Origin of the sequence: Streptomyces sp. NBC_00454 (genome assembly GCF_041434015.1) — a bacterium.
Lineage (GTDB): Bacteria > Actinomycetota > Actinomycetes > Streptomycetales > Streptomycetaceae > Streptomyces.
This window is the reverse complement of sequence record NZ_CP107907.1, coordinates 6574944-6587592: the sequence shown is the minus strand read 5'-3', so window position 1 is coordinate 6587592 and position 12649 is coordinate 6574944. Positions and strand designations below refer to the sequence as shown.

The 12649-nt window shown below is 71.5% G+C and carries 13 protein-coding genes and 1 tRNA gene; 7 read left to right on the top strand and 7 right to left on the bottom strand.

All coding sequences use genetic code 11. The annotated features are described in order from the left end of the window. The first annotated feature begins 28 nt into the window (after nucleotides 1–28). Nucleotides 29–733 carry an SDR family oxidoreductase gene (locus tag OHU74_RS30080; protein ID WP_371618770.1) on the top strand — a complete coding sequence of 235 codons (705 nt, stop codon included), beginning with the start codon at nucleotides 29–31 and terminating at the stop codon, nucleotides 731–733. A gap of 180 nt (nucleotides 734–913) precedes the next feature. Here OHU74_RS30080 and OHU74_RS30075 read toward each other — a convergent pair whose 3' ends face one another. Continuing rightward, nucleotides 914–1201 carry a hypothetical protein gene (locus OHU74_RS30075; protein ID WP_371618769.1) on the bottom strand — a complete coding sequence of 96 codons (288 nt, stop codon included), beginning with the start codon at nucleotides 1199–1201 and terminating at the stop codon, nucleotides 914–916. Between the two features lie 11 nt (nucleotides 1202–1212). On the opposite strand from OHU74_RS30075, the gene OHU74_RS30070 reads away from it, so the two are divergent. After that, on the top strand, nucleotides 1213–1446 hold the full coding sequence (locus OHU74_RS30070; RefSeq protein WP_371618768.1) for a hypothetical protein: 234 nt from the start codon (nucleotides 1213–1215) through the stop codon (nucleotides 1444–1446). A gap of 392 nt (nucleotides 1447–1838) precedes the next feature. Here the strand turns inward: OHU74_RS30070 and OHU74_RS30065 are convergent. Further along, a tRNA-Leu gene (locus OHU74_RS30065) sits at nucleotides 1839–1926 on the bottom strand. A 168-nt stretch (nucleotides 1927–2094) separates the two neighbouring features. After that, nucleotides 2095–2556: a hypothetical protein gene (locus OHU74_RS30060; RefSeq protein WP_371618767.1), complete on the bottom strand. Its 462-nt coding sequence runs from the start codon at nucleotides 2554–2556 to the stop codon at nucleotides 2095–2097. A 224-nt stretch (nucleotides 2557–2780) separates the two neighbouring features. Between OHU74_RS30060 and OHU74_RS30055 the strand changes: the two genes are divergently transcribed. Continuing rightward, nucleotides 2781–3998, top strand: coding sequence for a low temperature requirement protein A (locus OHU74_RS30055; RefSeq protein WP_371618766.1), 1218 nt, complete (start codon nucleotides 2781–2783; stop codon nucleotides 3996–3998). Here OHU74_RS30055 and OHU74_RS30050 read toward each other — a convergent pair. Next, on the bottom strand, nucleotides 3982–4923 hold the full coding sequence (locus OHU74_RS30050; protein ID WP_330299495.1) for a beta-ketoacyl-ACP synthase III: 942 nt from the start codon (nucleotides 4921–4923) through the stop codon (nucleotides 3982–3984). The two genes, OHU74_RS30055 and OHU74_RS30050, sit on opposite strands and share 17 nt — an antisense overlap. 203 nt (nucleotides 4924–5126) lie before the next feature. Here OHU74_RS30050 and fdhD point away from each other — a divergent pair, with 203 nt between their 5' ends. Next, nucleotides 5127–5960, top strand: coding sequence for a formate dehydrogenase accessory sulfurtransferase FdhD (gene fdhD / locus OHU74_RS30045; RefSeq protein WP_371618765.1), 834 nt, complete (start codon nucleotides 5127–5129; stop codon nucleotides 5958–5960). Nucleotides 5961–6093: 133 nt separating this feature from the next. On the opposite strand, the gene OHU74_RS30040 is transcribed toward fdhD, so the two are convergent. The 3 genes from OHU74_RS30040 to OHU74_RS30030 form a co-directional block, all read right to left on the bottom strand. Then, complete coding sequence (locus tag OHU74_RS30040; RefSeq protein ID WP_371618764.1) at nucleotides 6094–6375, bottom strand: hypothetical protein; 282 nt, start codon at nucleotides 6373–6375, stop codon at nucleotides 6094–6096. A gap of 142 nt (nucleotides 6376–6517) precedes the next feature. Then, entirely contained in the window at nucleotides 6518–6949 is a 432-nt protein-coding gene (locus OHU74_RS30035; protein ID WP_371618763.1) for a (2Fe-2S) ferredoxin domain-containing protein, read from the bottom strand. Between the two features lie 9 nt (nucleotides 6950–6958). After that, nucleotides 6959–8023, bottom strand: a complete 1065-nt coding sequence (locus OHU74_RS30030) for a bile acid:sodium symporter family protein (RefSeq protein ID WP_371618762.1) — start codon at nucleotides 8021–8023, stop codon at nucleotides 6959–6961. 168 nt (nucleotides 8024–8191) lie between these two features. Between OHU74_RS30030 and OHU74_RS30025 the strand changes: the two genes are divergently transcribed. The 3 genes from OHU74_RS30025 (at nucleotide 8192) to OHU74_RS30015 (ending at nucleotide 12643) form a co-directional block, all read left to right on the top strand. Beyond that, a complete protein-coding gene (locus OHU74_RS30025; RefSeq protein WP_371618761.1) occupies nucleotides 8192–9043 on the top strand; it encodes a LysR substrate-binding domain-containing protein in 852 nt (283 codons plus the stop codon). 380 nt (nucleotides 9044–9423) lie between these two features. After that, entirely contained in the window at nucleotides 9424–11247 is a 1824-nt protein-coding gene (locus tag OHU74_RS30020; protein ID WP_371618760.1) for a long-chain fatty acid--CoA ligase, read from the top strand. A 133-nt stretch (nucleotides 11248–11380) separates the two neighbouring features. Then, on the top strand, nucleotides 11381–12643 hold the full coding sequence (locus OHU74_RS30015; protein WP_371618759.1) for an ABC transporter substrate-binding protein: 1263 nt from the start codon (nucleotides 11381–11383) through the stop codon (nucleotides 12641–12643). Nucleotides 12644–12649 lie beyond the last annotated feature (6 nt).

The window sequence follows — 12649 nt, the reverse complement described above, 5'->3', positions numbered from 1 at the left end:
AAGTCGGTCACCGCCGGATCATGGAGGAATGACAGCAACCCTGATCACCGGAGCGAACAAGGGTCTCGGGTTCGAGACCGCCCGCCAGCTCATCGCCGCCGGCCACACCGTCTATCTCGGCAGCCGGGATGCGGAACGTGGGCGACGGGCCGCCGAGCAGCTCGGCGCGCGGCCGGTTCAGCTGGACGTCACCGACGATGCGTCAGTCCTGGCCGCAGTGCGGGTGATCGAGGCCGACGGAGGACTCGACGTGCTGGTCAACAATGCCGGCGTCCAGAGCGAGATGGGTGAGGACAACACCATGATCAGCGCCTCGGACGTCACCGCCGATGTCATGCGGAAGACCTTCGAGACGAACGTCTTCGGCCTGGTGCGCGTCACCCACGCCTTCCTCCCGCTGCTGCAGAGGTCCTCGAACCCGGTCGTGGTCAACGTCAGCAGCGGTCAGGGCTCGCTGACCCGGTCCAGCGCCCCGGGCGGACCCGCATCCCCGTCCGTCGCCTACTCCTCGTCGAAGTCGGCGGTCAACATGATCACGGTGCAGTACGCCCTGGCACTTCCCCACCTGCGGATCAACGCGGTGGGGCCCGGATTCACCAAGACCGACCTGAACGGGCAGACCGGTACCCAGACCGTGGAGCAGGGCGCCGGAGTCATCGTGCGCATGGCGCAACTGGACCCCGACGGCCCCACCGGAGGCTACTTCGACGCCCAGGGCCCCCTTCCCTGGTAGGCGGCTATTCCTCGTACTGGATCCCGTAGGGGGCGGCGATGAGGTTGAGCTTGGCGGGGTTGAAGGTGCCGTCGGGGTTGTGAGCGGCGGGTCCGGCTTCCATCACGCCCTCCTGGTAGCACTCCCAACCGCCGGGTGAGGAGATCTGCAGCAGGCGGGGCGGTGTGCCGGTGGCGCGGCTCAGCGCGTGCGGGATTCCCTTGGGCAGGAGGATGAACGAGCCGGCGGGGACGGTGAGGTCTTCACCCCGTCGAAGTACACGCCGAGTTCGCCCTCCAGGACGTAGACCATCTCGTCCGCGAGGTGGTGGGTGTGGCGCGGAATGTCACGGGCCAGAGTGACTTCGAGCAGCGACAGACGGCCTTCGGTGTCCTCGCCGCGCGCCTTGACCTGGAGGGGCGGCGGCAGGGCGATGCGGCCGGGCCTGCGCTCGCCGGGCAGCAGCTTGATGAATCGGTCCTTCGACACGGCGGGTGCGGGTGATAGGCCGGACGTACACGGACGACGACGCGCACGGGCTGGCCCAGCGCCACTACCGCCTCGCGTACGAGCTCGCCGAGATCGAGCTGGACCGCGGCAACCCGCACGCCGCGAGGGCCGCCTACCAGCGCTGCCTCGACCAGCACCACGTCCACCGCTCGCCCTCGGCGGCCCGGCAGCTGGCCCGGCTCCGAAGCCGTCTGGTCCCGCTCACACGACCTGCCGACAGGTAGTCACCGCACTCCCGTGGATGCCCCTGCGCCACAGTGGCCGGTTTCAACACCGCGCAACTTTCAACGACCTTCGCCGGATCAGCGGCTCGTCCGAAGCCTCCGCACCGGGCCTAATCGGAGAACCGACGGCGCGGGGGCGGGCCCGCAGCCACCCTCGCGATCCGTCGCCCCAGGTCCGGATCCCGATCCTCCATGGAGGTACCTCGTGACAGTCCTGTCCGTCCTGCGCCCCGCGGCGTCCACGCACCGCTCAGCCGTCCGCTCGGTGATGGGCACCCTCACCGCCGCGGCGCTGACCGCGTCCGCGCTGCCCGACCCGGTGAGCGCACAACAACAGAGCCGACCAAAGCGACTTCCATCGCTTTGACCGGCTCTGTTCGGTCCGTAGACCTTGGTGTCCGAGGGGGGACTTGAACCCCCACGCCCGATAAAGGGCACTAGCACCTCAAGCTAGCGCGTCTGCCATTCCGCCACCCGGACCAGGTGGTCGGCCCCGGTTTCCCGCGGCGACATGGACAACAATAGCAAAGGTTCGGCGGGGTTCCGACCAGGTATTTCGCCGGGACCGAGTTCGACGCGCCGCGCTGACCTGCGGGCATGCCCGGGGGCGGGCCCGCGCGACATCGCGAGACGGATCGTCTCGGCGGCCTAGGAGCCGGCGTTGGCCCGCTCGCCGTTCAGCAGGTCGTCGCCGTGCTGCCAGGCGTAGAGCGTGTGGCCCTCCAGGTAGCCGTAGTAGGTGCCGCAGCGATGGGTCGCCCTGCCCCGGGCGTCCTCGGGGAACCAGTCCGCGCGGAGCTGGACCTCCTTGGCATTGCCGGCGGGCAGGGCCGTGCACTGCGCGGGGAGCCTGCCGTCCGGGAGGGCCGCCTCCAGGAGGCGCTCGCCGCCCGTCGTCTTCATCGAGTACTTCACCGACTCCGCGTCGTCCGCCAGCCAGCGCGGGACGGAGGCGCGCGCCTTCTTCGCCTCGGCGCCCGTGGCGTAGGAGCTCGTCTCCTGGTGCCGGTTGTCGCGCCACTCGTTCGCGGCCGGCACCGCGATCGCGGCGGCGACCCCGAGGGCCACGACGACTCCGGCGGTAATCAGGGCGACGGTCTTGCGACTCATGTGAAGGTTGCTCCTCATTGGGCTGATTGCGCTGGTTTCCATCCGGTTGCCTGGTTCCATCCTCCGGGCCGCCGCCTGCGAATCCGTCACCCCTTCGGCCGGGATCGGCGTACCTCTCAGGTCTCACGGCCCTGAGGGCTCCCGGATGCTGATACCGGCTGGACACCGGGGTCCCGAGACGGTCGGATGGGCGCCGCATGTTCGAGTACAGGGGGGAACCACATATGGAAACCGAGCATCGCGTCAGCACGCTCGAGCTCTTCTTCGACCTCGTCTTCGTCTTCACCATCACCCAGCTGACGGTGCTGCTCTCCGACGACCTCACCGTGCGGGGCGCCGGGCGGGTCCTGCTGATCTTCACGGTGCTGTACTGGATGTACGGCGCCTACGCGTACCTGACCAACCAGGTGCCGCCGGACCGGCCCGTGCGGCGGATCCTGATCCTGCTCGCGATGGGCGCCTTCCTGGTGTGCGCGCTGGCCGTGCCGACCGCCTTCGGGGACGGCGGCGTGGCCTTCGGGCTCGGCTACCTCGTGGTCGTGGTGATGCACAGCGTCCTGTACAGCCAGGCCTACGGGCGCAGCGTGCTCTGGTTCGCGCTGCCCAACGGGCTGTCCGCCCTGTCCGTGACGGCCGCCGGGCTGTTCGACGGGCCGGCGGCCCTGGGTCTGTGGGGGCTGGCGCTGGTGTTCCAGTTCGCCACCCCCGTCATCTCGCGCTGGGCGGCGGCCGGCGGGGCCGAGGCCTCGGCCGGGACCACCATGGACGACCAGCTCGGCGGGATCGGCGCCGCGCACTTCGTGGAGCGGCACGGGCTGCTGCTGATCATCGTGTTCGGCGAGTCGGTGATCGCGATCGGCATCGGGGTCGGCTCGCTGCCGCTGACCTTCGGGATCGCCGGGGGCGCCTTCCTGGCGCTGGCGGTGGGGGCCACCCTGTGGTGGATGTACTTCGTGCGCGACGAGGGCCGCGCCGAGCACGTTTTCGCGAACACCCCCACCGACCGGCGTTTCAAGCTGGCTCTGCGCGCGTACTACTACGCCTTCATCCCGATGCTGCTGGGCATCGCCGGGTTCTCCGCGGGCGTGAAGAAGAGCATCGGGCACCTGGGCGAGCAGCTGCCGGCCGGGCCCGCTTTCGCGCTCGCGGGCGGGGTCGCCTGCTATCTGGCCGGGGACGTCGCCTTCCGGCTGGTGCTGGGGATCCGGCCCGTACGGTTCCGCGCGCTCGCGGTGGTGCCCGTACTGGCGACCGCGGCGGCGGGGATGCGGCTCGGCGGCGCCTGGCAGCTGACCGGGCTCGTGCTGGTGCTCCTGGCCTCGCTGACGGCGGAGGCCCGCAGCTGGGGGCGGACGTCCTCGGGTGACACCCCCGCCGGGGTGGCTCCGGAGGAGCCGGAAGGCTCCGCCGGAGCTGCCGCCGGGGTTACGGGCAGCGGATGACCTGGCCCGCGTAGGACAGGTTGCCGCCGAAGCCGAAGAGGAGGACCGGCGCCCCGGAGGGGATCTCGCCGCGCTCGACCAGCTTGGACAGGGCCATCGGGATGGAGCCGGCCGAGGTGTTGCCGGAGTCGACGACATCGCGGGCGACGACCGCGTTGACGGCGCCGATCTTGGCCGCGAGCGGCTCGATGATCCGCAGGTTCGCCTGGTGGAGGACGACCGCGGCCAGCTCCTCGGGGGTGACCCCGGCCTTCTCGCACACCTTGCGGGCGAGCGGCGGGAGCTGGCTGGTGGTCCAGCGGTAGACGGACTGGCCCTCCTGCGCGAAGACCGGCGGCGAGCCCTCGATGCGGACCGCGTGGCCCATCTCGGGGACCGAGCCCCACAGGACCGGGCCGATGCCGGGTTCTTCGCTGGCCTCGACCACGGCCGCACCGGCTCCGTCGCCCGTCAGGACGCAGGTGGTGCGGTCGGTCCAGTCGGTGATCGCGGTCATCTTGTCGGCACCGATGACCAGGGCACGGGTGGCGGCGCCGGCCCGGATCGCGTGGTCGGCGGTGGCCAGGGCGTGCGTGAAGCCCGAGCAGACGACGTTGATGTCCATGACGGCGGGATGTCCGCCCATGCCCAGCTTGGCCGCGACGCGCGCGGCCATGTTGGGGGAACGGTCGATCGCGGTCGAGGTGGCGACGAGGACGAGGTCGATGTCGTCCGGGCTCAGGCCGGCGCTCGCGAGCGCCTTGCCGGCGGCCTGGTAGGCCAGCTCGTCCACCGGCTCTTCGGGACCGGCGATGTGGCGGGTCTTGATCCCGACGCGCGAGCGGATCCACTCGTCGTTGGTGTCCACCATGGCCGCGAGGTCCTCGTTGGTCAGCACTTTCGCGGGCTGGTAGTGCCCTAGCGCCACCACGCGTGAACCGGTCATGGGCGGGGTCCCCCCTTGTAAGGCAGTCAGGATGTTCCAGCTTTGCCTGCTACCGGTGGGTACGGGGGCGCGTGACCCGACAGGTTCGGTGCCCTGAATTTGGAGCTTCCCGAGGATCGTCCAGCCGGGACGGGGCCCGAAGCGGATCCGGGAGAATGGGGTCGTCAGGCGTAGGACGAAGACAGAACTGGTGGGCTGATCACATGGGACGGGTCACCGAACGCCGTCGAGTCGTCCGGATCCGGAACGGCGTCGCGGGCACCCGGGCGGACACCCTGGTGGCCGAAGAGCCCCTGGAGATAAGGCTGAACGGCAAGCCGCTGGCGATCACGATGCGCACCCCGGGCGATGATTTCGCGCTCGCGGTGGGCTTCCTGGCGAGCGAGGGCGTGGTCGCCTCGGCGTCGGACGTCCAGGCCGTGACCTACTGCGAAGGCGCGACCGAGGACGGAACCAACACCTACAACGTGGTGAACGTACAACTGGCCGCCGGCGTTCCGGTGCCGGACATCACGCTGGAGCGCAACGTCTACACCACCTCCTCGTGCGGTCTGTGCGGGAAGGCCAGCCTGGACGCGGTGCGCACGGCGACCCGGTACCCGGGGCTCGCGGAGGATCCCGTACGGATCCCCGCGCGGCTGCTCGGGGAGCTTCCGGATCGGCTGCGCGCGGAGCAGAAGGTCTTCGACCGCACGGGCGGGCTGCACGGCGCCGGGCTGTTCTCCGCGGAGGGCGAGCTGCTGGACGCGCGGGAGGACGTGGGCCGCCACAACGCGGTGGACAAGATCATCGGGCGCGCGCTCCAGGCCGGCCTGCTGCCGCTGGCGGGCTCGGTGCTGCTGGTGTCCAGCCGGGCCTCCTTCGAGCTCGCACAGAAGGCGGTCATGGCGGGCATCCCCGTCCTGGCGGCCGTGTCGGCGCCGTCCTCGCTGGCGGTGGACCTGGCGCGGGAGTCGGGGCTGACGCTGGTCGGGTTCCTGCGGGGCGGGGACATGAACATCTACGCGGGCGAGGAACGGATCGTCCTGCCGGGGTGACCCCCGGTGCGGGGCGGGCTCCGCGGAGGCGGGCCCGGGGAGGCGCGCCCGGGGAGGCGCGCCTGCGGAGGCGGGCCCTGCGGGGGCGGGCCCGGGTGCGCAGCCCGGGTGTGCCGCCCGCCCCCGCGGCGGATCACTTCGAAGCCACGGCACCGGCGGCGGTGTGCGGGGTGCCCGGCTTCGCCTGGACGGTCTGGCTGGCCGGGTTGTCCTCGGACGCGGGCCGGATCCTGTGCCCCGCCACGTGGTCCGTGCCCGGGGCGGCCTCGATCGTCTTCTGGTAGGAGGCCTTGCCCTTGTCGCCATTGCCTCCGTGGCCGCCGCCGTCCGCGGCGTGGGCGACCCCGCCGCCGAGGGCGAGGGTGCCGAGCAGGAGGGCGGCCGAGGTGGCGGCGATGCGCTTGCTGATCTTCATGAGGGGCTCCTTCGTCGGGGGTGCTTGGCTGACACCCCTGAAGCTAGGAGAAGCGGGCATTTCGCCGCTCTAACGCTTTGCGGGCCCGCGCGCCCCTCCCGCTTACCCCGCCCCGACCGGGGGTCCGTGTGCCCGTTCCCTGTCAGCGCCCGCGGCGGCCGCGGCGGGAGGCCGGGGGCGAATCCTTCGGGGCAGGGGGGTCGATGCGGTGGAGGTCGAGGGTCGCCGGGACCGGGGTGGTGCCGGGGCCGCCGGATTCGGCCCAGGCGATGATCTCGTCGGTGGCGGTGTCGTCCAGGGCCCAGCCGAACCAGGCCGCGCGGGCGCCCCGGCGGCGGGCTTCCGTGGTGGGCTGCACCACGATCACGTTGGCCTGCGCACACGGGCCGAGACAGTCGGTCGTACGGACGGCGAGGCGCCCCTCGGAGGCCTCGGCGGCCTCGCGCAGCCGGGCCAGCTGACCCGCGTGGTCGGTGCCGGGGTTCTTGCGGGGGTCCCCGCAGCAACAGCCGCGGCAGACCACCAGGGTGCAGGGGCGCGGGGCGTTGGCGGAGTGCGGGCGTATCCAGGTCACCGCCGCACGTTACCGGGCCTGCGGGGCGGGGTGTTGAGCGGTGCGGGAGACCTCCGCCACACGGTCGGCAGGGAGTTCGGCGGCTTCGGCGGCCTGCGGGTCCTGCGGGTCCTGTGCGCGGCGGCGGGCCAGGACCGCGCAGACCATCAACTGCATCTGGTGGAAGAGCATCAGCGGCAGCACGGCCAGGCTCGCCTGCGGACCGAACAGCACGCTGGCCATGGGGAGTCCGGCGGCCAGGCTCTTCTTCGACCCCGCGAACTGGATGGCGATCCTGTCCTCGCGGGTGAATCCGAGGCGCTTCGCCCCGTACCAGGTGACCAGCAGCATGACGGTGAGGATGACCGCCTCCACCGCCATCAGCGCGCCGAGGCGCGGAACGCTGACCTGGTGCCAGATCCCGGCGACCATGCCCGCGCTGAAGGCGGTGTAGACGACGAGCAGGATCGAGCCGCGGTCCACGTAGCCCAGCACCTTCTTGTTGCGGACCAGGAAACCCCCGACCCAGGGGCGCAGGGTCTGGCCGAGAACGAAGGGCAGGAGCAGCTGCAGGACGATCTTCAGCACCGAGTCGAGGGAGAACCCGCCCCCGTCGTTGCCGAGCAGGACGGCGGCGAGGACCGGGGTGAGGAAGATGCCCAGGAGGCTGGAGAAGGAACCGGCGCAGATCGCGGCGGGGACGTTGCCCCGGGCTATCGAGGTGAAGGCGATCGAGGACTGGATGGTGGAAGGGACCAGGCAGAGGAAGAGCAGGCCGCTGTAGAGCGGGGGCGTGAGGAGGGTGGGGACCAGGGTGTGGGCGGCGATGCCGAGGAGGGGGAAGAGCACGAAGGTGCAGGCGAGCACGGTGAGGTGGAGCCGCCAGTGGCGCAGCCCGTCCAGGGCCTCGCGGGTGGAGAGCCGGGCACCGTAGAGGAAGAAGAGCAGGGCCACCGCTCCGGTGGACGCGCCCTCGGCCACCGGGGCGGCCGCGCCGCGGGCGGGGAGCAGGGCCGCGAGCCCGACGGTGGCGAGCAGACCCAGGATGAAGGGGTCCACGGGGAGCCAGGAGGGTATGTGCGGGCGGCGGCGCATGGGGGGCTCACTTGCTCTGGTCGGGCGTCGGGCGCGGAGGGGGCGGGTCGAGACGGCCCGGGCCCCTTCCCATCCTCGGGGGTGGACGGTGATCGGGAAACCTGCACACCGAACTGACTGTCATCACGGAGCACGATAAATACCGCTCCCGGCTCTAGGCTGGACCGCATGTACGACCCGGTTCAGCTGCGCACCTTCCTCACCGTCGCGCAGACCCTGAGCTTCACGCAGGCCGCAGCGCGGCTCGGCGTGCGGCAGTCCACGGTCAGCCAGCACGTACGACGGCTCGAGGAGGCCACCGGCCGGCCGCTCTTCCTCCGCGACACGCACAGCGTGGAGCTCACGGAGGACGGCGAGGCGCTGCTCGGTTTCGCCCGCACGATCCTGGAAGCGCACGAGCGCGCGGCGGCCTTCTTCACGGGCACCCGGATCCGGGGGCGGCTGCGCTTCGGCGCCTCCGAGGACTTCGTACTGACCCGGCTGCCGGAGATCCTGGAGGGGTTCCGGCACGAGCACCCCGAGGTGGAGCTGGAGCTCACGGTGGAGCTGTCGGGGACCCTGCACGAGCGGCTGGACGCGGGACGGCTGGACCTCGTACTGGCCAAGCGGCGCGGGGACGGGGACGAGCGGGGCCGGCTGGTGTGGCGGGACCGGATGGTGTGGATCGGGGCGGAGGGGCTGCGGGTGGATCCCGACCGGCCGGTTCCGCTGATCGTCTTCCCGCCGCCGGGTATCACCCGGGCCCGCGCGCTGGACGTGCTGCAGGCGGACGGCCGGCCGTGGCGGATCGCCTGTACGAGCGGCAGCCTGAGCGGTCTGATCGCGGCGGCGCGGGCGGGTCTGGGCGTGATGGCCCACACCCGGGGGCTGATCCCGCCGGGCCTGGTCCGGGTGGGCGGGCTGCCGGAGCTGGGGCCGGTGGAGTTCGCGCTGCTCCAGGGCCGGCGCCCGACCCCGGCCTCGGACGCCCTGGCCGCCGCCGTCCTCGCGGGCGGCGACCGCCTCAGCCGCCCGGCCTGACCGACGGCACCCCTACCCGGCCGCCCGGCCCGACCGGCTGGACCCCGGCCTGCCCAGCCAGCCCGACCAGCCCGCCCAGTCGTCCCCCCGCCCAGCTCGCTCGGCACGCCCGGCCGGACCGACCGACCGGACCGACCCGACCGCCCGGACCGGCTCCTCCCCCCACCCAGACCGGCCGGAGGCCCGCGCATGGAGTCCCGGTGCGTGGCTCGCGCAGATCTCGTGGAGATCGACAGGCCGCCTCCCCGATCGCTGTGGGCACCGCCCTGACCAGTGGTGATGTGTTCGCAACGGATGTGCCGACTGCCCCCCGCCGGGCTCCCCCGTGGGGTAGCGTCACGGCGCCGCGCGGGGCGTAGCCGCGGGGAGAGGAGCGGGCTTTGCGCGAGTTCAGCGTCCCATCCGTGGTCACGGGCGCGCCGGTCGGCGGGCTGGCCGACGTGGTCTTCCAGCATGCCCGGCAGGACCCGGACCGGGTGGTGCTCGGGCACAAGACGAACGGGGTCTGGGGGGACGTGACCTCCCGCGAGCTGGCCGAGGAGGTACTGGCGCTCGCGAAGGGGCTGCTGGCCCAGGGAATCCGGTTCGGGGACCGGGTCGCGATCATGTCCCGCACCCGGTACGAGTGGACCCTGTTCGACTTCGCGCTGTGGGCGATCGGCGCCCAGCCCGTCCCCGTCTATCCCAGCTCCTCCGCGGACCAGGTGCACTGGATCCTGTACGACTCCGAGTGCACGGCCTGCGTGGTCGAGGACGAGGACCAGGCGATGACGGTCGGGTCGGTGATCGAGCGGCTGCCGCGGCTGCGCCGCCTGTGGCAGCTCGACGCGGGTGCGGTGGAGGGTCTCGTACAGGGCGGGCTCCAGGTCGCCGAGGACGTGGTGCACCGGCACCGGAGCGCGGTGACCCCCGACGCGACGGCCACCGTCATCTACACCTCGGGGACCACCGGCCGCCCCAAGGGCTGCGTGCTGACGCACGGCAATTTCATGTTCGAGGCCGACACCATGGTCAACCGCTGGGAGTCCGTGTTCCGGGCGGGGCCCGGCGAACAGCCCTCCACCCTGCTGTTCCTTCCGCTCGCGCACGTCTTCGGGCGGATGGTGGAGGTGGCGGCCGTCCGCGCCCGCGTGAAGCTCGGCCACCAACCGGTGCTGGCGGCGGCCGAGTTGCTGCCGGACCTCGCCGCGTTCCGGCCGACGTTCGTGCTCGGGGTCCCGTACGTCTTCGAGAAGGTCTTCGCCGCCGCCCGCCGCAAGGCCGAGGCGGAGGGCCGGAGCGGGCCCTTCGACCGGGCGGTGGACGTGGCCGTGCGGTACGCGGAGGCGCGCGAGCAGAAGGCCTTCGGCATCGGGGGCGGCCCCTCGGCCAAACTGCGCATGGAGCACCAGCTCTTCGAGAAGCTGGTCTACGGCAAGGTCCGCGACGCGATGGGCGGCCGGGTGCGGCACGCCATGTCGGGCGGCTCCGCGATGTCGCGCCGGCTCGGGCTGTTCTTCGACGGCGCCGGGATCACGGTGTTCGAGGGGTACGGGCTCACGGAGTCCTGCGCGGCGGCCACGGCGAACCCGCCCGGGGCCACGAAGTACGGCACCGTCGGCCGGCCGATCCCCGGCAGCACGGTGCACATCGCCGAGGACGGTGAGGTGTGGCTCAGCGGCCGCCACATCTTCGCCGGGTACCTGAACGATCCGCGCGGCACGGACGCCGTCCTGCAGGACGGCTGGCTGGCGACCGGGGACCTGGGGCGGCTGGACGAGGACGGGTACCTGACGATCACCGGGCGCAAGAAGGAGATCCTGGTGACCTCCAACGGCAAGAGCGTGGCGCCGACCGCCCTGGAGGAGCGGGTGCGTTCGCATCCGCTGGTCTCGCAGTGCGTACTGGTGGGCAACGACCGGCCGTTCATCGCCGCCCTGCTCACCCTGGACATGGAGGGGGTCGCGCACTGGATGGCGATGCGCGGCCGCCCGCAGCTGCCCGCGGCCGATCTGGTGCTCGACCCCGACCTGACGGCGGAGGTCCGGCGGGCGGTGGTGGCGGCCAACACCCTGGTCTCCCAGGCCGAGTCGATCCGCACCTTCCGGGTGCTGGGCGAGCAGTTCACCGAGGAACGGGGTCTGCTGACGCCTTCGCTGAAGCTGAAGCGGCGGGCGATAGAGAAGGCCTACGCGAAGGAGGTCGCGACCCTCTACCAGTCCTGACGGGCAGCCGCCCGCGCGCACCTCACCAGCCCGAATCGTTATTTGACGGGCCGTCACTTTACTCGCCATTGATATTGACGATGCGTCAGGTCGCGCACAGAATGCGGGGATTCCGACCGGAGGGGATCCACACATGTTGCGACCGATCCGCACCCTGGCCGCCGCGGCGGCGGCGCTCGCGCTCGTCTCCGCCTGCAACTCCGCCTCCAAGAGCTCCTCCCCCGACAAGCCGGGAGCCGCCGGCAACTCCCGCGGGGTGAGCGCCGACTCCATCAAGGTCGGCGGCATCGTCTCGATGACCAGCGCCAGCGGCTACAGCAAGAAGGACACCGATCTCGGAGCCAAGGCCCGCTACCTGAGAGCCAACGCCGAGGGCGGGATCAACGGCCGCAAGATCGACTACGTCGGTGCCGAGGACGACGGCCAGGACCCCGCCAAGAACCTGGCGGCGGCCCGCAAACTCGTCCAGCAGGACAAGGTGTTCGCGGTCTCCCCCATGAGCTCGGTGACCTTCTCCGGCGCCGACTTCCTCGAACAGGAGAAGGTGCCCACCTTCGGCTGGGGCACGCTCCCCTCCTTCTGCGGCCCCAAGTACATCTACGGATTCAACGGCTGCCTCGTCCCCACCCCCGGCGGCACCCTCAACCAGACCTGGCCCGAGGGCATCGGCAAGGTGCTCGGCGGGGCCCAGGGCAAGACGGTCGCGATCATCGCCAACGACAGCGACGCCGGGAAGTTCGGCATCCGCACCTTCCAGCAGGGCTTCACCAGCGCCGGTTTCAAGGTCTCCTACGCCAAGGCCTCGGTACCCGCCACCGCCGTGCCCAGCGACTGGTCGGCGTACGTCAAGGAGCTCCTCGCCGGCAGCGACGGCAAGGCGCCCGACGCGATCGTCTCCGTCATGCAGACCCCCAACAACATCGGCCTGTTCACCGCGCTCAAGCGCAGCGGGTACAAGGGGCTCCTCTCCGACCCGACCGACTACGACCCGGGCCTGCTCGCCAAGGACGCCACCAAGCAGGCCCTCGACGGCGTGCACGTGCTGCTGCAGTTCGAGCCGTTCGAGTCCGCCGACCCGAAGATGGCCCAGTTCAAGGCCGACATCAAGGCCGCCAACGGTGGGCAGGACATCCCCCTCAACATGCACATGATGACCGGGTACATGAGTGCTGACCTGTTCGTGTCCATCGCCCAGAAGGCCGGCAAGAACCTGACCGTCGAGTCCTTCCAGGCGGCCGCGCAGGGCTACTCCGACACCGCCACCCTGGTCGGCGACCGCTCGGAGCCCAAGGGCCAGAAGGACAGCTTCGGCTGCGGGGCCCTCGTCCAGCTGAAGAACGGGGCGTACGAGGTCTCCGTACCGTTCAAGTGCTACGAGCCCATCCCCTTCAAGTAAGGGAAC